The organism is Pseudomonas sp. TWR3-1-1 (assembly GCF_049896545.1).
Classification (GTDB): Bacteria; Pseudomonadota; Gammaproteobacteria; order Pseudomonadales; family Pseudomonadaceae; genus Aquipseudomonas; species Aquipseudomonas weihenstephanensis.
Window position 1 is genome coordinate 319,780 of record NZ_JAFCUO010000002.1, and the last position, 22,858, is coordinate 342,637.

20 protein-coding genes are annotated in these 22,858 nt (G+C 58.2%); 12 read left to right on the forward strand and 8 right to left on the reverse strand.

Annotated elements, in window-relative coordinates; all coding sequences use genetic code 11:
• Positions 1-8: 8 nt before the first annotated feature.
• The 3 genes from ACP7A4_RS07020 to ACP7A4_RS07030 are packed head-to-tail and all read right to left on the reverse strand — an operon-like array spanning position 9 to position 3,601.
• Positions 9-1,373, reverse strand: coding sequence for an aspartate aminotransferase family protein (locus tag ACP7A4_RS07020; protein ID WP_048363987.1), 1,365 nt, complete (start codon positions 1,371-1,373; stop codon positions 9-11).
• Between the two features lie 56 nt (positions 1,374-1,429).
• Positions 1,430-2,788 (reverse strand): glutamine synthetase family protein, encoded by a 1,359-nt coding sequence (locus tag ACP7A4_RS07025; protein WP_048363986.1) that lies wholly within the window; start codon positions 2,786-2,788, stop codon positions 1,430-1,432.
• Between the two features lie 36 nt (positions 2,789-2,824).
• Positions 2,825-3,601 carry a gamma-glutamyl-gamma-aminobutyrate hydrolase family protein gene (locus tag ACP7A4_RS07030; protein ID WP_426246145.1) on the reverse strand — a complete coding sequence of 259 codons (777 nt, stop codon included), beginning with the start codon at positions 3,599-3,601 and terminating at the stop codon, positions 2,825-2,827.
• Positions 3,602-3,879: 278 nt separating this feature from the next.
• On the opposite strand from ACP7A4_RS07030, the gene ACP7A4_RS07035 reads away from it, so the two are divergent.
• From ACP7A4_RS07035 to ACP7A4_RS07045, 3 genes are read left to right on the forward strand one after another with little or no spacing between them, the layout of a single operon-like run.
• Positions 3,880-5,256, forward strand: a complete 1,377-nt coding sequence (locus tag ACP7A4_RS07035; protein ID WP_059765661.1) for a glutamine synthetase family protein — start codon at positions 3,880-3,882, stop codon at positions 5,254-5,256.
• 54 nt (positions 5,257-5,310) lie between these two features.
• The gene (locus ACP7A4_RS07040; protein ID WP_426246147.1) at positions 5,311-6,225 is read left to right on the forward strand and encodes a carbonic anhydrase family protein; all 915 of its coding nucleotides are present in this window, start codon (positions 5,311-5,313) and stop codon (positions 6,223-6,225) included.
• Between the two features lie 58 nt (positions 6,226-6,283).
• Complete coding sequence (locus ACP7A4_RS07045; protein WP_059766207.1) at positions 6,284-6,934, forward strand: TetR/AcrR family transcriptional regulator; 651 nt, start codon at positions 6,284-6,286, stop codon at positions 6,932-6,934.
• Here the strand turns inward: ACP7A4_RS07045 and ACP7A4_RS07050 are convergent.
• Together ACP7A4_RS07050 and ACP7A4_RS07055 are read right to left on the reverse strand one after the other, a co-directional pair.
• Positions 6,892-7,848 (reverse strand): SdiA-regulated domain-containing protein, encoded by a 957-nt coding sequence (locus ACP7A4_RS07050; protein WP_426246149.1) that lies wholly within the window; start codon positions 7,846-7,848, stop codon positions 6,892-6,894. The genes ACP7A4_RS07045 and ACP7A4_RS07050 overlap by 43 nt on opposite strands.
• 115 nt (positions 7,849-7,963) lie before the next feature.
• Positions 7,964-8,896 carry an SdiA-regulated domain-containing protein gene (locus ACP7A4_RS07055; RefSeq protein ID WP_059765666.1) on the reverse strand — a complete coding sequence of 311 codons (933 nt, stop codon included), beginning with the start codon at positions 8,894-8,896 and terminating at the stop codon, positions 7,964-7,966.
• 676 nt (positions 8,897-9,572) lie between these two features.
• On the opposite strand from ACP7A4_RS07055, the gene ACP7A4_RS07060 reads away from it, so the two are divergent.
• From ACP7A4_RS07060 to ACP7A4_RS07090, 7 genes are all read left to right on the forward strand, one after another.
• Positions 9,573-10,337, forward strand: a complete 765-nt coding sequence (locus ACP7A4_RS07060; RefSeq protein WP_426246150.1) for a hypothetical protein — start codon at positions 9,573-9,575, stop codon at positions 10,335-10,337.
• Positions 10,338-10,557: 220 nt separating this feature from the next.
• Positions 10,558-11,799 carry an SfnB family sulfur acquisition oxidoreductase gene (locus ACP7A4_RS07065; protein WP_426246151.1) on the forward strand — a complete coding sequence of 414 codons (1,242 nt, stop codon included), beginning with the start codon at positions 10,558-10,560 and terminating at the stop codon, positions 11,797-11,799.
• Positions 11,800-11,813: 14 nt separating this feature from the next.
• Positions 11,814-13,010, forward strand: coding sequence for an SfnB family sulfur acquisition oxidoreductase (locus ACP7A4_RS07070; protein ID WP_426246153.1), 1,197 nt, complete (start codon positions 11,814-11,816; stop codon positions 13,008-13,010).
• Complete coding sequence (locus ACP7A4_RS07075) at positions 13,010-14,371, forward strand: LLM class flavin-dependent oxidoreductase (RefSeq protein WP_426246155.1); 1,362 nt, start codon at positions 13,010-13,012, stop codon at positions 14,369-14,371. The genes ACP7A4_RS07070 and ACP7A4_RS07075 overlap by 1 nt, the downstream gene beginning before the upstream one ends.
• A 68-nt stretch (positions 14,372-14,439) precedes the next feature.
• The gene (locus ACP7A4_RS07080) at positions 14,440-15,231 is read left to right on the forward strand and encodes a MetQ/NlpA family ABC transporter substrate-binding protein (protein ID WP_426246157.1); all 792 of its coding nucleotides are present in this window, start codon (positions 14,440-14,442) and stop codon (positions 15,229-15,231) included.
• Between the two features lies 1 nt (position 15,232).
• Entirely contained in the window at positions 15,233-16,354 is a 1,122-nt protein-coding gene (locus tag ACP7A4_RS07085; protein ID WP_426246159.1) for a methionine ABC transporter ATP-binding protein, read from the forward strand.
• Entirely contained in the window at positions 16,344-16,988 is a 645-nt protein-coding gene (locus ACP7A4_RS07090; protein ID WP_048363975.1) for a methionine ABC transporter permease, read from the forward strand. The genes ACP7A4_RS07085 and ACP7A4_RS07090 overlap by 11 nt, the downstream gene beginning before the upstream one ends.
• Before the next feature lie 54 nt (positions 16,989-17,042).
• Here the strand turns inward: ACP7A4_RS07090 and cadR are convergent, their stop codons facing one another.
• Positions 17,043-17,492 carry a Cd(II)/Pb(II)-responsive transcriptional regulator gene (gene cadR / locus ACP7A4_RS07095; RefSeq protein ID WP_048363974.1) on the reverse strand — a complete coding sequence of 150 codons (450 nt, stop codon included), beginning with the start codon at positions 17,490-17,492 and terminating at the stop codon, positions 17,043-17,045.
• Positions 17,493-17,577: 85 nt separating this feature from the next.
• Between cadR and ACP7A4_RS07100 the strand changes: the two genes are divergently transcribed.
• Both ACP7A4_RS07100 and ACP7A4_RS07105 read left to right on the forward strand, forming a co-directional pair.
• Positions 17,578-19,827 (forward strand): heavy metal translocating P-type ATPase, encoded by a 2,250-nt coding sequence (locus ACP7A4_RS07100; RefSeq protein ID WP_426246162.1) that lies wholly within the window; start codon positions 17,578-17,580, stop codon positions 19,825-19,827.
• Between the two features lie 14 nt (positions 19,828-19,841).
• Positions 19,842-20,705, forward strand: coding sequence for a LysR family transcriptional regulator (locus ACP7A4_RS07105; protein WP_059765685.1), 864 nt, complete (start codon positions 19,842-19,844; stop codon positions 20,703-20,705).
• A 59-nt stretch (positions 20,706-20,764) separates the two neighbouring features.
• On the opposite strand, the gene trpA is transcribed toward ACP7A4_RS07105, so the two are convergent.
• Both trpA and trpB read right to left on the reverse strand, forming a co-directional pair.
• Positions 20,765-21,571 carry a tryptophan synthase subunit alpha gene (gene trpA, locus ACP7A4_RS07110; protein WP_059765686.1) on the reverse strand — a complete coding sequence of 269 codons (807 nt, stop codon included), beginning with the start codon at positions 21,569-21,571 and terminating at the stop codon, positions 20,765-20,767.
• Positions 21,571-22,791: a tryptophan synthase subunit beta gene (gene trpB / locus ACP7A4_RS07115; RefSeq protein WP_059765688.1), complete on the reverse strand. Its 1,221-nt coding sequence runs from the start codon at positions 22,789-22,791 to the stop codon at positions 21,571-21,573. Before trpB ends, trpA begins: the two co-directional genes overlap by 1 nt.
• Positions 22,792-22,858: the final 67 nt, after the last annotated feature.

A 22,858-nucleotide genomic window follows, 5' to 3' on the forward strand; every position in this document is an offset into this window, starting at 1 on the left:
CCTAGCAGTTAACCCTGAAGCACTTCCAAGGTCAGATCCAGGCACTTGCGAGCCTTGGTTACCAGCTCATCGATCTCGTCTTTGCTGATCACCAGCGGCGGCGAAATGATCATGGTGTCGCCCACGGCGCGCATGATCAGACCGTTATCAAAGCAGAACTGGCGGCAGATCATGCCAACCCCACGGCCTTCATAACGTTTGCGCGTGGCTTTGTCCTGTACCAGTTCAATGGCACCCAACATGCCAACGCCGCGCACTTCGCCCACCAACGGGTGATCGTTCAGTTCGCGTAAACGCTTTTGCAAATACGGTGCCGTTTCGGCCTGAACTTTTTCGATAATTTTTTCGTCGCGCAGGATGCGGATGTTTTCCAGCGCAACGGCTGCCGCTACCGGGTGACCGGAGTAGGTAAAGCCGTGGTTGAAATCGCCGCCTTCGTTCAGTACCGCCACCACTTCGTCGCGCACGATCAGGCCACCCATCGGGATATAGCCCGAGGTCAGGCCCTTGGCGATGGTCATCATGTCGGGCTTGAGGCCGTAGAAATCGCTACCGAACCACTCACCTGTGCGGCCAAAACCGCAAATCACTTCATCGGCCACGAACAGAATGTCGTACTTGGCCAGAATCTCTTTGATGCGCGGCCAGTAGGTATCAGGTGGCACGATCACGCCGCCTGCGCCCTGAATCGGCTCGGCAATAAAGGCACCGACGTTATCGACGCCGATTTCGAGAATTTTCTCTTCCAGTTGATTGGCCGCCCAGATGCCGAACTCTTCCGGGGACATGTCACCGCCTTCACCGAACCAGTAAGGCTGCGGGATGTGCGTGATGCCCGGGATCGGCAAGTCGCCCTGTTCGTGCATATAGGTCATGCCGCCCAGGCTGGCACCGGCCACGGTCGAACCGTGATAGCCGTTTTTGCGGCTGATGATGGTTTTTTTGTTCGGTTGGCCTTTGATCGCCCAGTAGTGGCGAACCATGCGCAACATGGTGTCGTTGCCTTCGGAGCCGGAGCCGGTGAAGAACACGTGGTTCATGCCTTCAGGCGCAATCTGGGCAATGACTTTTGACAGCTCAAGCACCGGGGGGTGAGCGGTCATGAAAAACAGGTTGTAGTACGGCAGTTCGCGCATTTGCTGACTGGCAGCGTCTGCCAGTTCATCGCGCCCGTAACCGATTGCCACACACCACAGGCCGGCCATGCCGTCGAGAATCTTGTGACCTTCGCTGTCCCACAAATACACGCCCTTGGCGTGAGTGATGATGCGCGGGCCAACTTCCTTCAATTGTTTGAAGTCACTGAACGGCGCCAGGTGGTGATCATTACTGAGGTTTTGCCATTCGCGGGTTTGCGGGTTCTTGTTAGTCATACGGCTTCTCCTTTATTCAGTGGGGAGCCGCGCTTCCCAAGCGCGGCTCCGGCGTGTCAGACGGCGAACAGCAGGAATTCCCGCTCCCACGAACTGATGACGCGCTTGAAGTTTTCGTGCTCGGCACGTTTCACCGCGACGTAGCCGGTGATGAACTTGGTGCCCAGGTACTTCTCGACAGTCTTGCTGTTTTCCATGCGCTCCAGAGCATCTTCGATGGTCAGCGGCAAGCGCAGGTTGCGACGTTCGTACCCGCGCCCCACCACCGGTGCGCTCGGGTTGATGCCTTCAACCATGCCGATGTAGCCACACAGCAAGCTGGCCGCAATCGCCAGGTACGGGTTGGCGTCGGCGCCCGGCAAGCGGTTCTCGACGCGGCGGTTTTGTGGGCCGGCATCCGGCACACGCAAACCTACCGTACGGTTCTCTTCGCCCCACTCCACGTTTACCGGTGCCGAGGTATCAGGCAAGAAACGACGGAAGGAGTTCACGTTCGGTGCAAACAGCGGCAACAGCTCTGGAATGAACTTCTGCAAGCCGCCGATGTGATTGAGGAACAGCTGGCTCATGCTGCCGTCTTCATTAGAGAAGACATTTTTGCCGGTTTCGATGTCGATGATGCTCTGGTGCAGGTGCATGGCACTGCCAGGCTCGCCGGTCATGGGCTTGGCCATGAAGGTGGCGGCCACGTCGTGCTTGAGCGCGGCCTCGCGCATGGTGCGTTTGAACACCAGAATCTGGTCGGCCAGCGACAGCGCATCGCCGTGACGGAAGTTGATTTCCATCTGCGCGGTGCCGTCTTCGTGGATCAGTGTGTCCAGATCCAGCTCTTGCAGCTCGCACCAGTCGTAGACGTCTTCGAACAGCGGATCGAATTCGTTGGCAGCTTCTATAGAGAAGGACTGACGGCCGGTTTCGGGGCGACCGGAGCGACCGACAGGCGGCTGCAACGGGTAGTCCGGGTCGTCGCTGCGCTTGGTCAGGTAGAACTCCATCTCTGGCGCCACGATCGGCTGCCAACCGTGGTCGGCATAGAGTTTGAGGACCTTTTTCAGCACGTTGCGCGGCGACAACTCAATCGGGTTGCCCTGCTTGTCGTAGGTGTCGTGAATCACCTGAGCCGTAGGCTCAATCGCCCAAGGCACGAGAAATACGGCGTTCTGATCGGGACGGCAGACCATGTCAATGTCGGCCGGATCGAGGAGTTCGTAATAGATGTCGTCTTCGACATAGTCGCCCGTTACGGTTTGCAGCAATACGCTCTCGGGCAGGCGCATGCCTTTTTCGGCAATGAACTTGTTGGTCGGCGAAATCTTCCCGCGAGTAATCCCGGTAAGGTCGGCGATCATGCATTCGACTTCTGTGATCTTGTGGTCTTTCAACCAATCGGTGAGCTGGTCGAGGTTGTTACTCATAAATGCCTCTGGGCTGAGTGTCCTGACTTGAATTAGTCAGGCGTTTACTGACGCATCGGCGTCGCGTTGGGTTGCGCGCCTTCTACAGGCATCGCCAAATGCCTGAAAGATGGCGAGGTAAATCGGGTTAGAGCTTACCTGCCATTCGGGGTGCCACTGAACAGCTAAAGCAAAAGCCTTGCCGCCCTCGACCGAGACGGCCTCTACCAGGCCATCGGGTGCTGTAGCTTCCACCCGTAAACCGGGGGCCAAGCGATCAAGGCCCTGGGTGTGAATGGAGTTGACGTCGAACTCGGCAGGCAAGCCCAAGCCCGCCAATACGCCGCCGGGTTGAACGTGCATGGCGTGGCTGGGTGCGTACTGCACATCGACTGGCGCGCTCGGGTCTTCACGGTGCTCGAGAAAGCCTTCGACTTCATGCAGTTTCTGGTGAAGCGAGCCGCCGAGGGCTACATTCAATTCCTGAAAGCCACGGCAAATGCCGAGCACGGGAACGCCGGCAGCCAGTGCCGCGCGAATCAGGGGGAGTGTGGTGCGATCACGGTCAGCGTCGTGCAGCGTGCCGGGCGCGCTGGCAGGACCGTGATACAAATGAGGCTCGATATTGGAAGGTGACCCGGTAAATAGCAGGCCGTCCAGACCGTCAAGAATATCGGTCGGATCAATCAGCTCCGCTAAAGACGGAACGATCAGAGGCAAGCCTTGGGCTGCCACCGCAACTGCTCGCACGTACTTGTCACCGGTGATGTGATAAGGATGCAAACCGATCTGCTTGGTGCAGGCGGTGACGCCGATTAACGGCAGGCGTGACATGTAACACCCCGGTATTATTGCTGTTATGGGTTTGAATCGAGCTTAGCCTTGTTCATTTTTTTACACAACACCCCCGTAAAAAATACAACACGGCCCGCTCAAGCCTGCGGGCGTCACGCTTTTTTTTAGGCATCAGACGCTCTAAAAAGCGTCAAAAATGCCCTTTAAGCGCTTTTTTAGGGCAAAAAAGAGGCTGCTTGACTTCGGTATGCCGTTCGGGTTGACTGAAACCCGTAGCGCTCAATGATTGATATTTTTAACAACAAAGGTGTTGCATCATGTCGGTACCCCCGCGTGCCGTTCAGCTGAATGAAGCGAACGCGTTCCTTAAGGAACATCCTGAGGTTCTGTACGTTGACCTTCTAATTGCGGATATGAATGGTGTAGTGCGCGGTAAGCGCATTGAACGCACCAGCCTCCACAAGGTTTACGAGAAAGGCATCAACCTGCCAGCCTCTCTATTTGCTCTGGATATCAATGGCTCAACGGTGGAAAGCACCGGTCTGGGTCTGGACATCGGCGACGCAGACCGAATCTGTTATCCAATCCCTGACACCCTGTGCAACGAGCCGTGGCAAAAGCGCCCTACCGCGCAACTGCTGATGACCATGCACGAACTTGAAGGTGAACCTTTCTTCGCCGACCCGCGCGAAGTGCTGCGTCAAGTTGTTACTAAATTTGACGAGCTTGGCCTGACCATCTGCGCCGCTTTCGAGCTTGAGTTCTACCTGATCGACCAGGAGAACGTGAACGGTCGCCCGCAACCTCCGCGCTCGCCGATCTCCGGCAAACGCCCGCACTCGACTCAGGTGTACCTGATCGACGACCTCGACGAATACGTCGACTGCCTCCAGGACATTCTGGAAGGTGCGAAAGAGCAAGGCATCCCGGCTGACGCCATCGTTAAAGAAAGTGCCCCGGCGCAGTTCGAAGTGAACCTGCACCACGTTGCCGACCCGATCAAGGCCTGCGACTACGCGGTACTGCTCAAACGCCTGATTAAAAACATCGCCTACGACCATGAGATGGATACCACGTTCATGGCCAAGCCTTACCCAGGCCAGGCGGGCAACGGACTACACGTACATATCTCGATTCTGGACAAAGAAGGCAAAAACATTTTTGCCAGCGAGGATCCCGAGCAGAACGCCGCATTGCGTCACGCGATCGGCGGTGTGCTGGAGACCCTACCGGCGCAGATGGCGTTCCTATGCCCTAACGTCAACTCGTACCGTCGTTTCGGTGCTCAGTTTTATGTACCGAACTCGCCATGCTGGGGCCTGGATAACCGTACGGTGGCTATCCGCGTACCGACCGGTTCGTCTGATGCTGTGCGCATCGAACATCGGGTAGCCGGTGCCGATGCCAACCCGTATCTGTTGATGGCGTCTGTGTTGGCCGGTATTCACCACGGGCTGACCAACCAGATCGAGCCGGGTGCTCCGGTCGAAGGCAACAGCTACGAGCAGAACGAGCAAAGCCTGCCAAACAACCTACGCGATGCACTGCGTGAGCTGGATGACAGCGAAGTCATGGCCAAATACATCGACCCCAAATACATCGATATCTTTGTGGCCTGTAAAGAGAGCGAGCTGGAGGAGTTTGAACACTCCATCTCCGACCTCGAATACAACTGGTACTTGCATACCGTGTAAACGATTGCTGCTCTAAAAAAACGCCGCCGGCCTTACAGCCTGCGGCGTTTTTTTGTGGCTTTTTCTTTCTTCTTTTACGTCGCTATCCACAAGGAATCAGGAAAAAACCTACATAAAAAAGTACTCCGAGCTCCCAAGATGATCGGCTTAATGAGCCACACGCAGGGTGCTCAGCCATCTTTACCGGACCGCATTTACATGCCTATCGCTAAAAAGCTCCCCTACACAAAACACCATCGCCTCGCGGCGGTCATTTTGTTGATCGGCTTGTTTGTTTGTCACAGTGCACGGTCTGAGGATCAACCTTGGCACTTTACGACGCCTACCGTGGCCGACGATTGCTCGCAGCAGTCCCCCGAAGGGGCGCCGTACGGGTGTGGAGAGTTGCAGTCACCTATCAACATCAAGCATTCACTGCGCGCTCATCTGCCCGAACTGGACACGCGATACAGTCCAGGGCCAGCAACGGTTAAGCATATTGGCCATACCCTGGAAGTCAGGACCGAAATGAAGGGGCTTATCACATTGGGGACCAAGTCCTACGATTTTGAGCAGTTGCATTTTCATCAGCCTGGAGTAGACCTCATAAAGGGTCGCAGCTACCCGCTGGTCGCGCATCTGGTGCATAGAAGTTCAACCGGCGAAGTGGCTGTGGTCGCCATCGTCTTTAAAAGAGGCCAGGAAAACGCCAATCTTGCACAGTTACTCGCCGTAATGCCGCGTCATAAGGGCGATGCATTTGTCTTGGGGAAATTCGATATCGCTCAACTGCTTCCACAACAGCGTGAGTACTACGCCTATAAAGAATCGATGTCCGCGCAGCCCGACATTGAAGGCATTAACTGGCATATTTTGAAGACCCCGATGGAAGTATCGGATGCGCAACTGCACGCCTTCCAATTGATACTCCCTGCGCACAGGCGGCCGGCGCACCCTGCGCGCAACCGCGCGGTTCGGGTCGGTGGCTAACCGACTATCCGGCTCGTACAATGTCTGCTGCCCGCAGGAGACACCCATGACGGCCCCCGTGACTTCACGCGCTACACCTCGCAAGGCCCGCGCACGCAGCCAGGCTCGAATCGACACCATATTGAACGCCGCCCGCACACTGCTGGCGACAGAAGGCGTGGCCAGTCTTTCGATTTACAGCGTGGCTGAGCGCGCAAAAATCCCACCCTCTTCGGTGTATCACTTCTTCAACAGTGTGCCCGCCTTGCTTGAGGCGCTGACCGCAGACATACACGCCGCCTTCCGCGCTTGCCTGCAAGCACCTGTGGAACATCAGCACCTCAAGAGCTGGCGAGACCTGGCGCGTCAGGCTGAGCAACGCATGCTAAGGATTTACAACGAGGATGGGGCTGCCAGGCAGCTGATTCTGGCCCAGCACGGCCTGACGGAAGTGACCCAGGCTGACCGTCAACACGATCTGGAACTGGGCCAGCAATTGCAGGCATTGTTTTCACGCCACTTTGAACTGCCTGCCTTGCCCGATGACGTGGATGTTTTTGCGCTGGCAATGGAGCTCGGCGACCGGGTCTATGCGCGCTCCATTCAGCTTCACGCCAGCATTACCCCACGCATGGCCGAAGAAGGCATGCGGGTTTTCGAGGCTTATCTGGCCCTCTACTTACCGCCCTATTTACCTAAACGTGAAGTGCCCGCGCAGTGTGACCACTGATCGGGCGAGGGCTTTTTGAACACATAAAACAGATTCGGCTCACTGACCACGTAGACCGTGCCTTCATCGTCCATCGCAATGCCTTCGGCTTGCGGGACTGATTTTTTCAAGCCATGCCGACCTTTCTTCAACGACAAAGTACTGATCGGGCGCCCTTCGACATCCAGTTCAATCAGCAACTTGGACTCATCCGACAACGCCAGTAAATGACCGCTGCGCTCATCGAACTGCAAACTCGACAAGTCACGTACGAATAATCGCGAATCACGCCGTGGATTATTCACCACGTGAGTCGCATACGGCTGTTGCGGGTTAGCTTGAGGAAAGCCGCGTACTTCATAAATCAGCATGGGATCACGTTCCTTGGCGACAAACAGCCGTTTGCCCGCCGAGTCATACGCCAGCCCTTCAAAGCCCTTGTTGCCCGACAGATTGATGCCAAGGATCAATTGCTCTGCATCAGCGGCATCCAGGGAACGCGTAGCGTCATCTACATGCACTTTGATCAGTCGCTGCTGGCGCTCGTCGGTGATGACGTAGGTGTCGGGGCCAATGAACTCCACGGCCTCTGCATCACCAAACCCGATCAACGGGATACGGCGCAACACCTTGCCGTCCAAGGAGAGTTCAATCAGTTCGGCTTTCTGGTTGGTGACTGTAAACAGGGTTTTTCGTAACGGATCGTAGGTGAGAGCAGACACATCATCCTCAAGCCCTTCGATTTTCTGGCCTTGCAGCACAGCACGATACTCACCCAGGTTGATCGCGTTGGGGTCCATAGGCTCCCAGAGTTGGCGGGCATTGAACCAGGTGCGCTCGAACAAGCGGTAATGTTGTGCAGCAAACCCGCCTGCTACAAAAACCACGAGCAGCAGGCTGATGAAAAACACGGTCGAACGGCTGGCACGGCGCATGGGGGCATGACTCAAAAATCAGATCAGGCCGTGTAGATACCACGGCTGTATGAATTAAACCTTAATCCACAACACCCCTCTTCGCCTTTAAGAATATTCCTACATTAGCCCCAGCTTATTTGGGTGCCTTCTCGAATCGATAAAACAGGTTCGGCTCACTCACCATGTACAACGTGCCGTGCTCATCAATGGCCACGCCTTCGGCACGAGGAATGGTGTTTTTAAGGCCGTTGAAACCGCCAAGCAACGTCATAAAGCTGACTTGTTCGCCCAGTTCATCCAGTTCGAGCAACATGTGCGAGTCTGCTGAGAGCACCAGGGTGTGGCCGGTGCGAGGATCAATGCTCAATGCCGAGAGGTTGCGCAGATCAAGCTCATCACTGGGCACTTTTTGTTTGTTGCCCGTGAGAACCTGACTGCCATCACTCTTCCAGACAAACATGGCAGGTGGACGCTCTTCACCGAGTAATAATTGTTGGCGACGCGGGTCCCAGGCAATGGCTTCGAATGCTTTGTTCTGATCCTTGGAAACACCCAGGTTGTACTTGGGGAAATCGGCAATGTTCAAGCTTTTGGTGTTGGCATCGACCTTCACAATCGTCAACAAATGTTCACGTTCATCAACGATGGCCAACAGCCCGTTCTCCATGACTGTCAGACCTTCCGGGTTACTCCAGCCCACCAGAGGAATTTTGCGTAACACATCACCCTCAAGTGTCAGCTCGACCAGGAAAGGGTTTTTGCCCATGACCGAAAACAATGTTTTGCTGAGGGGGGAATACGCCAGATCGGAGGCTTCGTCCTTCTCCATGCCGGGCAAAGGCTTGGCATCGATGACTGCCGTGTAATCGGGCAGCCAGACGCTTTCGCTCTGCTCGGAGCTGCTTTCAAACCGCTCCAATACCCACAATGCACCCCGATCATCCCAGTGCATGACGGCTGCCACGCCGTAAAGCAATGCTGCCAACAATAAAAGCCAGTAATACCAGCGCAACGAGAAGCGAGAAGGTTGGCGGACAGATGGGGTCAGCAGAGGATCGGTGGCCATTGATGTGCTCTTCCAGAAAATTTTTGCTACGTCTGAGTAACACAAACAGGTTACGCAGGCTGCTCAGGCAAGAGGCATTATGCAGACTGAATGTGAAATTAATGGCAAAAGCGCCACGCGCAGCCCGCAAGACTAGAGGAAACCCGAAAAAATCCAAATAATGGCACTGAGCCATGTGCCGACAGCGTATTAAAGATGACACGCAGAACGCTATACCCCGAAAAATATAAATTTAACGTAGGAAACTTTTACCCTCTGCGCGACAACTTCTCTACGCTTGCGCCGCCAGAAACTAGGCCGCTCTAAATATATTGCACTTTGCACATCGACTTGCACCGCCCACCTATTTAATTATGTGCAGACATTGAGATAACAAATGTCGACCAGGATAATGACTTTCCGGTTCCACCGCCCGCCCGGTAGGATCTTTCTGAATAATAAGACGACATGCGTATTCACCAACTTCAAACTTGACACTCCTCCATCCAGCCTCTTATCTAATAAAACAGATCGGCCCACGCTCGAACTTACCGGCGCTGCACAAGCACCTGTATTGAGCGAACGGCATCGATCACGCGCACTCAGAGACGAAGGCGCCTAGCTCCTGACTTTCACTAGAGAACCGCCCCCTCTGGTGTGCGCGGCCATTTATTAAATTAATGATTTCGGAGTTCATATGCCTTTCACCTCGCACGCCAATAAACTCGCACCCCCCGCTCTTTATCAAACTAATAAGCCGCTGATTTGTGCCCGGGCCGCCGAGCAGCTATTTATAACCGTACCGCCCTACTTAGATATGGAAGAAGGTGACCTGATCGAATTGTTCTGGGACGGCTGCTATGTAACTTCACGGCAACTTGTGAAGTCTGATATCGGCCAACCCTGCCAGCTAAGAGTGCCCGAAAGTTTTATTCAAAATGGCTCGGCGCGACTCTATTACCGCGTGATGCATATCGGCAGCAGTCCTGCTCTTTCAGCCCAACTCAAGGTGTTGGTTAAACTTGATTGCCCCGGCGGCAAAGCCATCGGCGAAGAAAACCAGGGGCTTGCACCGGTGGGGATTCCCGGCCCCATCCAGCGGTATGGGGTCAATGCCAGCCAAATGAAACGCGGTGTGCCCCTGATCATTGAGCCCTACCCCAACATGGCCATCGACGATGCCATTACCTTGATGTGGGGCGATATACGCATGGACGTGCCCAAATTGCGCCGAGAGGACATCGGCAAGGCCGTCAACGTGTTCGTGCCACCCGACATCATTCAGGAAGCCGGGGAAGACACCAAACTGGAAGTCACCTACTGCGTGATTGATCGCGTCGGCAACAACTCACGTTGGGCGCCCGCACGCACGCTCAAGGTGGGTGCTAACAGGCGCTATGTAAACCCGACCTCCAACGCGTTACTGCGCGTCGCTGAACCCAGGCCCAATTGGCGAGACTAGCCCAAACGGGCTGTGAGAAAGGTCTATCCATATTCCTAAAAGTTAGTTCTTTAAATTTTTATACTCGATTAGGGTATATAGACCGGACCACCGGACTCTCTAGCGTTTATTCGCGCCGCTGACACGGCGCTTCCCTGAGATGCGAGGTAGGTATGGTCAGTAACACAATCACCCTTGTGCGTAACGCCAGGGCATTGAGTGCAGCCAAGGAGCGGTACTGATGTCTAACTTGGCTAATGCACATTTGCAAAGCGACCACGATGTCGCGCCCTTGTTGTTATCAGCGCATGTCCTGCGCAACGACAACGAAGCCCTTCAAGCCGCGCATGCCCTGGCTGCCGTGGCCCGCGAACACGCGGCCAAGCGCGATCAGCAACGCAAGTTACCCTGGTCACAGCTCGAAGCGTTTACGCAAAGCGGGCTGGGCAGTATTTCTGTCCCCCGTGAATTCGGTGGGCCTCAGGTGTCCTACGTCACCTTGGCCGAAGTCTTCGCCATCATTTCGGCCGCTGATCCGGCGTTGGGGCAAATCCCGCAAAACCAGGTGGGCATTCTTAACCTGATCCAGAGCACGGCCACCCACGCCCAAAAAGAGCAATTGTTCAGCAGCGTGCTGCAAGGCTGGCGCATCGGTAATGCCGGGCCTGAGCGCGGCAGTAAAAACACCCTCGACCTCAAAGCCCGCATCACCACGGATGGCGACGAGGTCGTCATTAACGGCCAGAAGTTTTACTCAACCGGTGCACTTTTCGCTCACTGGATTGCCGTCAAAGCGCTGAACGAAGACAGCAAACAAGTCATTGCCTTTGTACGACGCGGCACACCGGGCTTGCGCGTGGTCGATGACTGGTCAGGTTTTGGTCAACGCACGACCGCCAGCGGCACCGTGTTGCTCAATGATGTGCGCGTAGACGCCGACCTGGTCGTCGACAACTGGCGCATCAACGAAAGCCCCAATATTCAGGGCGCAGTCTCGCAATTGATCCAGGCAGCCATCGACTTGGGTATCGCCCGCGAGGCCATTGCCGACACCATCAGTTTTGTACGCGAACGCTCACGCCCCTGGATCGACGCCAAGGTGGAGCGCAACAGCGATGACCCTTATGTGATTGCCGACATCGGCAAGCTCAGCATTGAACTGCACGCCGCCCATGCGCTGCTGCGCAAAGCGGGCCGTGTGCTGGATGAGGTCAGCGCAAAGCCGATAGACGCCCAAGCGGCTGCACGCGCCTCGATTGCGGTGGCCGAGGCCAAGGTGCTGAGCACTGAACTGTCGCTATTGGCCAGTGAAAAGCTCTTCGAACTGGCCGGTAGCCGCGCCAGCCTCGCCGAATTCAACCTTGACCGGCACTGGCGCAACGCCCGCGTGCATACCTTGCACGACCCGGTGCGCTGGAAATACCACGCCATCGGGGCGTATCGCCTTAACGGCACCTTGCCTGCCCGACATTCCTGGATCTGACGCTGGAGAACACCATGTCACTGACATCCAAACAGGTCCCGGTGCTGCACAGCGACGCCGAGGCCCTGAAGGTCGCCCATGAGCTGGCCGCCGTGTTGAAACGCGACAGCGCACTGCGCGACCGTGAACGGCGCTTGCCGCACGATGAACTCGAACTGTTTTCCCACACCGGACTGTGGGGCATTTCCGTGCCCAAGGCTTACGGTGGCGCCGGGGTTTCCAACACCACGCTGGCCCAAGTCATTGCGTTGATTTCGGCCGCCGACAGTTCGCTGGGGCAAATCCCGCAAAACCACTTTTATGCCCTCGAAGTGCTGCGGGTAAATGGTCGCCCGCAACAAAAGCAACGCCTGTATGCCCAGGTGCTGGCGGGCGAGCGCTTCGGTAATGCACTGGCTGAACTGGGCACTAAAAATGCTCATGAACGCACCACCCATCTGGCCAAGGCCGAACACGGCTTTCGCATTACCGGTCGCAAGTTCTACGCCACGGGTGCGCTGTATGCGCAACGCATCCCCACGCTGGTGGTGGACGACGACGGCGTGCAGCACTTGGCGTTCGTACCCCGCGACAGCGAGGGCCTGAGCATCATTGATGACTGGAGCGGCTTTGGCCAGCGCACCACAGGCAGCGGTTCAGTGGTGCTCGACAACGTTTTTGCGGCCGCCGAAGACGTGGTGCCTTTCCAGAGTGCATTCGAACGTCCCACCACGGTCGGGCCGCTGGCGCAAATCCTTCATGCCGCCATCGACACCGGTATCGCCCGCGCCGCCTTTGAAGATGCGCTGCACTTTGTGCGCACCAAAACCCGGCCCTGGATCGACGCCACCACCGACATCGCCAGTGAAGACCCCTTGACCCTAAAAAGCTTCGGCCATTTGAGCGTACGCCTGAGCGCCGCCGAAGCCTTGCTGGAACGCGCCGGGGAGTTTCTGGACATTGCCCAGGGCGACCCGAACGCCAGCACCGTCGCGGCAGCCTCCATTGCCGTGGCAGAAGCGCGCGCCATCAGCACTGAAATCTCCCTGGCAGCGGGCAGCACGCTGTTTGAACTGGCGGGCAGCCAGGCCACGCTGGCCGAACATGGCCTGGATCGTCACTGGCGTAACGCCCGGGTACACACCTTGCATGACCCGGTGCGCTGGAAGTACCACGCGATAGGTAACTACTACCTCAACGATGAAAACCCGCCACTGCGGGGGACCATCTGATGGCCAAAAAGAAAATCCTGCTCAATGCCTTCAACATGAATTGCATTGGCCATATCAACCACGGGTTGTGGACACACCCGCGCGACAACTCCACACAATTCAACACCCTCGAATACTGGACCGAGCTTGCGCAGTTACTGGAGCGCGGGCTGTTTGACGGGCTGTTTATCGCCGACATTGTGGGCGTCTACGACGTGTACCAGAACTCGGTGCAAGTGCCGCTCAAAGAGTCGATCCAACTGCCGGTCAACGACCCGTTGCTGTTGGTTTCAGCCATGGCTGCCGTCACTAAAAACCTCGGTTTTGGCCTGACCGCGAACCTGACTTACGAGCCGCCGTATTTGTTCGCACGTCGCATGTCGACGCTGGACCACCTGAGCCGTGGACGCGTGGGCTGGAACATTGTCACCGGCTACCTCGACAGCGCCGCCAAGGCCATGGGCCTCAAAGAGCAAGTCGAGCACGACCGCCGTTATGACCAGGCCGACGAATACCTGGAGGTGCTCTACAAACTGTGGGAAGGCAGTTGGGAAATCGGCGCCGTGCTTAACGACCCGACACAACGTATCTACGCCCAGCCCGACAAAGTGCACAAAGTTCAACACGACGGCGAGTTCTATCAGGTGCAGGGCTATCACCTGTGCGAGCCGTCACCGCAGCGCACCCCGGTGCTGTTTCAGGCGGGCAGCTCCGAGCGCGGGCTGGAGTTTGCCGGGCGCCATGCCGAATGCGTGTTTATCAGCGGCCAAACCAAGGCTGCGACCAAAACCCAGGTCGACAAAGTGCGCGCCAGCGCGGTGGCGGCCGGGCGCAACCCTGACGACATCAAATTGTTCATGGGCCTAAACGTGATCGTCGCCCCGACCCCCGCTCAGGCGCAGGCCAAACGCGAGGAATACCTGAGCTACGCCAGCGCCGAAGCGGGCGTGGCGCACTTTGCCAGCTCCACCGGCATCGATTTTGCGGACTACGAATTGGACGAACCGATCCAGTACGTGAAAAGCAACGCCATCCAGTCAGCCACCCAAGTGCTGCAAAACAACGACTGGACGCGCCGTAAATTACTCGACCAACACGCACTGGGCGGGCGCTACATGACGGTGGTTGGCTCGCCAGAGCAGGTCGCCGATGAACTGGAGTCATGGATTGAAGAAACCGGGCTGGACGGTTTCAACCTGACTCGCATCGTCACCCCTGAAAGCTACGTCGATTTCATCGACCTGGTGATCCCTGAACTGCAACGCCGGGGTTCGTACAAAACGGCCTATGACAGGGGCAGCTTGCGCCAAAAACTGTTTAGCGAAGGTGATGCGCATCTGCCTGCACGGCATACCGGCGCCCACTACCGCCATAACGCTTAACCCCCCAGCCGCTGGCGCAGGCTGCGTCAGCGGCTGCGGGTTTCGAACTCTTTGACCGGATAACGCCCATGAACAAAAAATACGCACTGGTACTTGCCCTGGGACTGCTCGGCAGCCTCGCGCATGCAGCCGATAAACCGCTCAAAGTCGGCACCACCGCCGCCTTCGCCATCCCGCTGGAAACGGCGGTGGCCGAGGCCGGGAAACAAGGGCTAAACGTTGAACTGGTGGAGTTCACCGACTGGATCGCACCCAACACCACGCTGGCGGCCGGTGATATCGACGTCAATTACTTCCAGCACATCCCCTTTCTGGAAAATGCCAATGCGGCAGCGGGCAGCGATCTGGTGCCGTTCAAACCCGGAATCATCAATAACATCGGGCTGTACGCCAAAAAATATAAAAGCCTGGATGAGTTGCCGGTTGGCGCCACGGTGGCCATCGCCAATGACCCGATCAACAGCGGACGTGGCCTGCAATTACTGGCCAAGGCCGGTTTGATCACCCTCAAGCCCGGGGTCGGGTACAAGGCCACCGAAGACGACATCATCGCCAACCCGAAAAAAATCAAGATTCTGCAAGTCGAAGCGGTGCAACTGGTTCGAGCCTACGACGATGCCGATCTGGTGCAGGGTTACCCGGCTTACATCCGCTTGGCCAAAACGTTTGATGCAGGCTCTGCGTTGCTGTTCGACGGGCTCGATCACCCCGAATACGTGATTCAGTTCGTGATCAAGCCGGACAACAGAGACGACCCGCGCATCGCCAAATTCGTCGACATTTATCAGCACTCGCCGGTCGTCAAAGCGTCGCTGGATAAAACCTACGGCACCTTGTACCAACCGGGTTGGGGAGGCTGATATGAGCGTGGCCATTGCTCGCGTGCAGCTCAACGAGCCGCCGCCCAACGCGACCCAGACCGAGCTGCACCCTGAACTGAGCCGTGCCCATGTGCGTTTCATCGGCGTAGGCAAAACCTATGACGGTCGCCAAGGCCCCGTGGCGGCGCTCAAAGGCATCGACCTGGCGATTCAACATGGCGAAATATTCGGCATTATTGGCCGCAGCGGCGCGGGCAAATCGTCGCTGATCCGCACCATCAACCGTCTGGAGCAACCCAGCAGCGGACGGGTGCTGATCGAGCAGACTGACATCAGCAGCTTCGATGAAAACGCGTTGGTGGGGCTGCGTCGTCAGATCGGCATGATCTTCCAGCACTTCAACCTGATGTCGGCCAAAACCGTGTGGCAAAACGTTGAGCTGCCGCTCAAGGTCGCAGGTGTGCCGAAGCTGCAACGTGAGCAAAAGGTCCGGGAGTTACTGGAGCTGGTCGGTCTGCAAGGCAAGCACGGCGCTTACCCGGCGCAGTTGTCAGGCGGGCAGAAACAACGCGTCGGTATCGCCCGCGCGCTGGTGCACAACCCCGCCATATTGCTGTGCGACGAAGCCACGTCTGCGCTCGATCCAGAGACCACGCAATCGATCCTCGGCTTGCTGCGCGAAATCAATCAGCGCCTGGCCCTGACCATCATCCTGATTACCCACGAAATGGCTGTGATTCGCGACCTCTGCCACCGCGTGGTGGTGCTGGAACAAGGGCACATTGTCGAGCAAGGCCCGGTGTGGCAGGTGTTCGGCGACCCGCAGCACGACGTGAGTAAAACCCTGCTCGCGCCCTTGCAGGACACCGTGCCCCCCGCACTGCAAAGCCGCATCACGGCGCAGCCGCTGTCGGCGCAATCGAGCGTGATTCTGCGCCTGCGCTTCACCGGCCAGCACGCACAAGCGCCAGACCTGGGCGCGTTGTTTAGCGCCCTGGGCGGTCAGGTGCACCTGCTGCACGGCGGGGTCGAACACATACAAGGCCATGCCCTGGGGCAACTGCTGGTCAGCGTAAGCAACAGCTCACTGGGCGCCGAAGCGTTACGCAAACGTGCACAACCGTGGGCACAACAGGTCGAGGTGGTGGGCTATGGGATTTGATCGTTTATGGCAAGGCGTCATCGACACCTTTTTGATGGTCGGCGTGTCATCGTTCATCGCACTGGTACTGGGCATTCCACTGGCCGTGATTTTGGTCACCAGCGACAAGGGCGGCATCTATCAGGCGCCAGCGCTGAACAAAGCACTGGGCGCGTTCGTGAACCTGTTTCGCTCCATCCCGTTTCTGATTTTGATGGTGGCACTCATCCCGTTTACCCGACTGATTGTCGGCACCACTTACGGCGTGTGGGCCGCGGTCGTACCGCTGACCCTGGCCGCCACACCGTTCTTTGCACGCATCGCCGAAGTCAGCTTGCGCGAAGTGGACCACGGCCTCATCGAGGCGGCCCAGGCGATGGGCTGCAAACGCCATCACATCATCTGGCACGTTCTGCTGCCCGAAGCGCTGCCGGGCATCGTGGGCGGTTTTACCATCACCCTGGTGACCATGATCAACTCTTCCGCGATGGCAGGTGCCATCGGCGCGGGCGGATTGGGCGACATCGCCTATCGCTACGGCTACCAGCGCTTCGATACGCAAGTCATGCTCACCGTGATTGTGTTGCTGGTGGTGCTGGTGGCCGTCATCCAGCTGGGCGGTGATCGTTTGGCGCGAGTGCTGAACAAGCGTTGATAGGGCCAAGGCTGCGGTGTCTTTTTAAGTGCGCGAAGGTCAACACCTTCGGCCTCAATGCCCGTGGCTTCGACCTACATGACTCGGCTCACCTTCGGGGGCACTCACCGAGCCGCTGACTTCCAAACGTTGCAAAATCGCACAATGTTCCCCTTCAGGCCCTGCGCCGCACCGTTGGCGCAAGTCCAGCAGTTGCGTCTGTAACGCCAACAAGCCGTCGATACGCGCCTTGACGTGCTGGATGTGCTCATCAATCAATGCGTTCACGCTTTCGCACTGGTCCTGCGGGCTGTCACGCAGGTTGAGCAGGCTGCGGATTTCTTCGAGGGTCATGTCCAGGCTGCGGCAGTTGCGGATGAATGTCAGCCGTTCCACATGCGCCTGCGTGTACAAACGGTAATTGCCCTCACTGCGCGCAGGCTCCGGCAGCAGCCCTTCACGCTCGTAATAACGGATGGTTTCGACCTGACAGTCGGTCAATTTCGCCAGTTCACCGATTTTCATCGCGCATCTCTCCAAAAGGTCGCTTGACCCTATAGTGGCTACAGGGTCTTTACTTGGCAACAAGCACCTTTTTGGACGCACCCTAATGAGCGATTCCATTCACACCCCGCACACACCCGGCGCTGATCACGATCACGATCACGGCGCACAGCATGAGCATGCCGCGCATGCCCACAGTTGCTGCTCGGCCGCTCAAGCCCCGAGCGTGATCACACTTGACGCAACCCCTACCGCGGGCGCCCGGTTGAGCAGCTTTCGGATCGAAGCGATGGACTGCCCGACCGAGCAAACCCTGATCCAGAACAAACTGGGCAAGCTGGCGGGCGTGCAGCAGCTGGAATTCAACCTGATCAACCGCGTACTCGGCGTGACCCACGATTTGGCGTCTACCGACCCGATAGTCGCGGCTATCAAGTCCCTTGGCATGCAGGCCGAGCCGTTGGAGTCGGGCAGCGAGACCGCGCCTGCGCCAACCGTGCAAAAGCATTGGTGGCCATTGGCTGTGTCCGGCGTGGGCGCGTTGGCGGCCGAAGTGCTGCACTTCACCAATGCCGCGCCGACCTGGGTGATTGCACTGGTGGCGCTGGTGTCGATTTTCAGTGGCGGCCTTGGCACCTACAAAAAGGGCTGGATCGCCCTGAAAAACCGCAACCTGAACATCAACGCCCTGATGAGCATCGCTGTGACGGGCGCCATCCTCATCGGCCAATGGCCCGAAGCTGCAATGGTGATGTTCCTGTTCACCGTGGCCGAGTTGATCGAGGCCAAATCCCTGGACCGTGCGCGCAACGCCATCGGCGGCCTGATGCAAATGGCCCCGGACAAAGCCACCGTGCAACAGGCGGACGGCAGTTGGCGGGAGCAGGACGTCAAAGACATCGCGCTTGAGGCCATCGTGCGCGTGCGGCCCGGCGAACGCATCGGGCTGGACGGTGAGGTGATCTCGGGCAGTTCAACCATCGATCAGGCGCCCATCACTGGCGAAAGCCTGCCGATTGAGAAAACCGTGGGCGATAAAGTGTTTGCCGGCACCATCAATCAGGCGGGGTCTTTGGAGTATCGCGTCACCGCTGCGGCGAATAACTCGACGCTGGCGCGCATCATCCATGCCGTGGAGCAGGCCCAGGGCGCCCGTGCGCCGACCCAGCGGTTCGTCGACAGCTTCGCCAAAATCTACACCCCGGTGGTGTTTGTGCTGGCGTTGGCCGTGGCCGTCATCCCGCCGCTGTTCATGGGCGAGCTATGGTTTGACTGGATCTACCGCGCCTTGGTGCTGCTGGTCGTGGCGTGCCCATGTGCGCTGGTGATTTCGACCCCGGTGACCATCGTCAGCGGGCTGGCGGCCGCGGCGCGCAAAGGCATCTTGGTCAAAGGCGGGGTCTACCTCGAAAGCGGCCATAAACTCGATTACCTGGCACTCGACAAAACCGGGACCATTACCCACGGCAAACCGGTGCAAACCGATTACCTGCCGCTCGACCCGCAGCTGGCTGACAGCGCCCTACTGCTGGCGGCCAGCCTGGCCTCGCGCTCCGATCACCCGGTGTCACTGGCAGTGGCCAATGCGGCTGTGGATAAAAAGCAGGTCTTGAGCGCTGTGGATAACTTCACCGCACTGGCCGGTCGCGGCGTGCGCGGTGAAATCGACGGCACGCTCTACCACTTGGGTAACCACCGCCTGGTTGAGGAGCTGGGCCTGTGCTCACCTGAACTGGAAGCCAAACTCTTCGCGCTCGAAGAGCAGGGCAAAAGCGTGATCCTGCTGTGCAACGACGCCCGGCCAATGGCGCTGTTCGCCGTGGCCGACACCGTTAAAGCCTCAAGCCGCGAAGCCATTGCCGAGTTGCATGCGCTGGGGATCAAAACCCTGATGCTGACCGGCGATAACCCGCACACCGCCAAGGCCATCGCGGCCCAAGTGGGTATCGACGAAGCGCAGGGCAACTTGCTGCCTGAGGACAAACTCAAGGCGATTGAAGCGCTGTACGCCCAAGGCCACCACGTCGGCATGGTGGGCGACGGCATTAATGATGCACCTGCGCTGGCGCGTGCCGAGATCGGGTTTGCAATGGCCGCAGCGGGCACCGATACCGCGATTGAAACCGCCGATGTCGCCCTGATGGACGATGATCTGCGCAAAATACCGGCATTCATTCGCCTGTCACGTCAGACCTCCAGCATCCTCAAACAGAACATTGCCTTGGCATTGGTCATCAAAGGCATCTTCCTTGCGGTAACCTTCCTCGGTTTGGCCACCATGTGGATGGCCGTGTTTGCCGACATGGGCGTGAGCCTGTTGGTGGTGTTCAACGGGTTACGCCTGTTGCGCAAATAAATAGAGAGGCCGTTGTGCTGAGTGCCGAGCTGAAAGCGTTTTACCGGGTGGCCCAATTGGGCAGCATTACTCAGGCCGCGAAAAAGCTCGGGCTTAGCCAGCCGACCGTGACCACGCAGGTGCGCCAGCTTGAAAGCCACTACGCGGTGGAGTTGTTCTACCGCGGTGGGCGGCGGTTAACCCTGACCGACGACGGTGTGCGCTTGATGCCGATGGTCAAGGCGCTGTTGCAGCAAGAAGCCGACATCGAGTTCTTCCTGCGTAACAGCGGCCAGGGTGCAGGCGCATTGCGTATCGCGGCCACCGCGCCGTATTACATCCTCGATCTGGTCAAAGCTTTTCGCGAGCGTTTGCCGAACATCGAAGTGTCGGTGGACATTGGCAACTCGCAGCAAGTGCTGGAGGCGCTGGAGGAATACCGCGTCGACATCGCAGCGTCCTCACAATTGCTTGAAGACCCGCGCCTGATTCGCCGGGTGCTGGGCAGTGATCCGCTGGTGCTGGCCGTGCACCGCAATCACCCGCTGGCCACACTCGATCATGTGCCGCTTACGGCACTGGCCGGGCATTGCCTGTTGATGCGTGAAGAAGGCTCGACCACCCGCCGACTGACCGAACAATTGCTCGCCACGGCCGGTATTGGCTTTGGCCCGCTGCTGGAAATCGGCAGCCGCGAGTCGATTCGTGAGGCCGTGCTGCGCAACATTGGCATCAGCATCATTGCGCGTCAGGAAGTGCCGCACGACCCGCACTTACGGGTACTGACGCTGGAGAATGCGCCGGTGATCCACGAGTATCTGTACTGCCTCAAGGAGCGAAAAACGGCACGTTTGCCTGCCGCGTTTCTGGGGCTGGCGCAGGAAATGGCGGGGTGCTGAAAAGCCCCTCAACCCAACCCTCTCTCAAAGGGAGAGGGTTACGGTGAGCGGCTTTTGATCTAGCGAGCCCTGCGTACACCTTCAGCCAATGCCGCGCACAGACTCAACACGCCGTCCACGGCCTGTTCAGGCGTCGCAGCATTTTCGATTTTGTCGATCAGGGCCGAACCCACCACCACGCCATCGGCCAAGCGGGCAATGGCTGCGGCCTGTTCCGGGGTGCGAATGCCGAACCCTACGCTGATGGGCAGGTCGGTATGGCGACGCAGACGCTCAATGGCTTCGCGCACTTGATCGGTGGTGGCCGACCCCGCGCCCGTCACACCCGCGACCGACACGTAATAGACAAAACCCGAGCTGCCCGTCAGCACTTTAGGCAGGCGTGCATCGTCGGTGGTCGGGGTGGTCAGGCGAATGAAGTCCAGCCCCGCTGCTTGTGCCGGGTCGCACAGCTCGCTGTTGTGCTCGGGCGGCATGTCGACCACGATCATGCCGTCGACACCTGACGCTTTGGCCTCGGCAATGAATTTGGCCACGCCGTAATGGTGGATCGGGTTGAAATAGCCCATTAGCACCAGCGGTGTGTCGCTGTTGCCTTCACGGAACTCGCGCACCATTTGCAGGGTTTTGGCCAGGTTTTGTTTGCCTCCCAGCGCGCGAATGTTGGCCAGCTGGATTGCCGGGCCATCCGCCATCGGGTCAGTGAACGGCATGCCCAGCTCGATCACATCGGCACCTGCTGCGGGCAGGCCCTTGAGGATGGCCAGCGAGGTGGCGTAATCCGGGTCGCCGGCCGTGACAAAGGTCACCAACGCAGCGCGGTTTTGTTCTTTGAGTTCAGCAAAGCGAGTGTGCAGGCGGCTCATCAGTGTTTCTCCTGCTGGGACTGTTCGACGTGATGCATCACGGTTTGCATGTCTTTGTCGCCTCGGCCCGACAGGTTGACCACCATCAAGTGATCCGCTGGCAGAGTCGGCGCGCGCTTGAACACTTCGGCCAGGGCGTGGGCGCTTTCGAGCGCCGGGATAATGCCTTCAAGACGGCAGCATTTGTGGAAGGCATCGAGTGCTTCGTTGTCGGTCACCGAGGTGTATTCGACGCGGCCGATGTCGTGCAACCACGCGTGTTCCGGGCCAATGCCGGGGTAATCGAGACCCGCAGAAATCGAATGCGCGTCGATGATCTGACCGTCGTCGTCCTGCAACAGGAAGGTGCGGTTGCCGTGCAGCACGCCCGGTTCGCCGCCATTGAGGCTGGCCGCGTGCTTGCCGGTCTCGATGCCGTAACCGGCCGCTTCGACGCCGATGATTTCAACGCTGGTGTCATCCAGGAACGGGTGGAACAGGCCCATCGCATTGGAACCGCCACCGATGCACGCCACCAGGCTGTCCGGCAGGCGGCCTTCCTGGGCTTGCATCTGCTCGCGGGTTTCCTTGCCGATCACGGCCTGGAAATCACGCACCATCGCAGGATACGGGTGCGGGCCTGCCACTGTACCGATCAGGTAGAAGGTGTTGTCGACGTTGGTCACCCAATCTCGCAGCGCTTCATTCATCGCGTCCTTGAGCGTGCCGGTGCCGGCCACGACCGGGATCACTTCAGCGCCCAGCAGCTTCATGCGAAACACGTTGGCTTGCTGGCGCTCGATGTCCGTGGTGCCCATGTAGATCACGCATTGCAGGCCGAAACGCGCGGCAACGGTGGCGGTGGCTACACCGTGCATGCCCGCGCCAGTCTCGGCGATGATGCGCTTTTTGCCCATGCGCCGCGCCAGCAGGATCTGCCCGATGCAGTTGTTGATTTTGTGCGCGCCGGTATGGTTCAGCTCTTCGCGCTTGAGGTAGATTTTTGCGCCACCGCAGAACTCGGTCAGGCGCTCGGCAAAGTACAGCGGGCTTGGGCGGCCCACGTAGTCGCGCTGAAAGTACGCCAGCTCTTTGATGAATTGGGGGTCGGTTTTGGCCAGCTCGTATTCGCGATCCAGATCGAGGATCAACGGCATCAGGGTTTCGGCCACGTAACGGCCGCCGAATGAGCCGAACAGGCCATTGGCATCCGGGCCGTTACGCAGGTTGGATTGAGTCATGGGACGCTCCAGCTGAAAAGGTACGAAGGTCGATGGGCCTGACTTTACCCGCGACAGCCGCGGATGA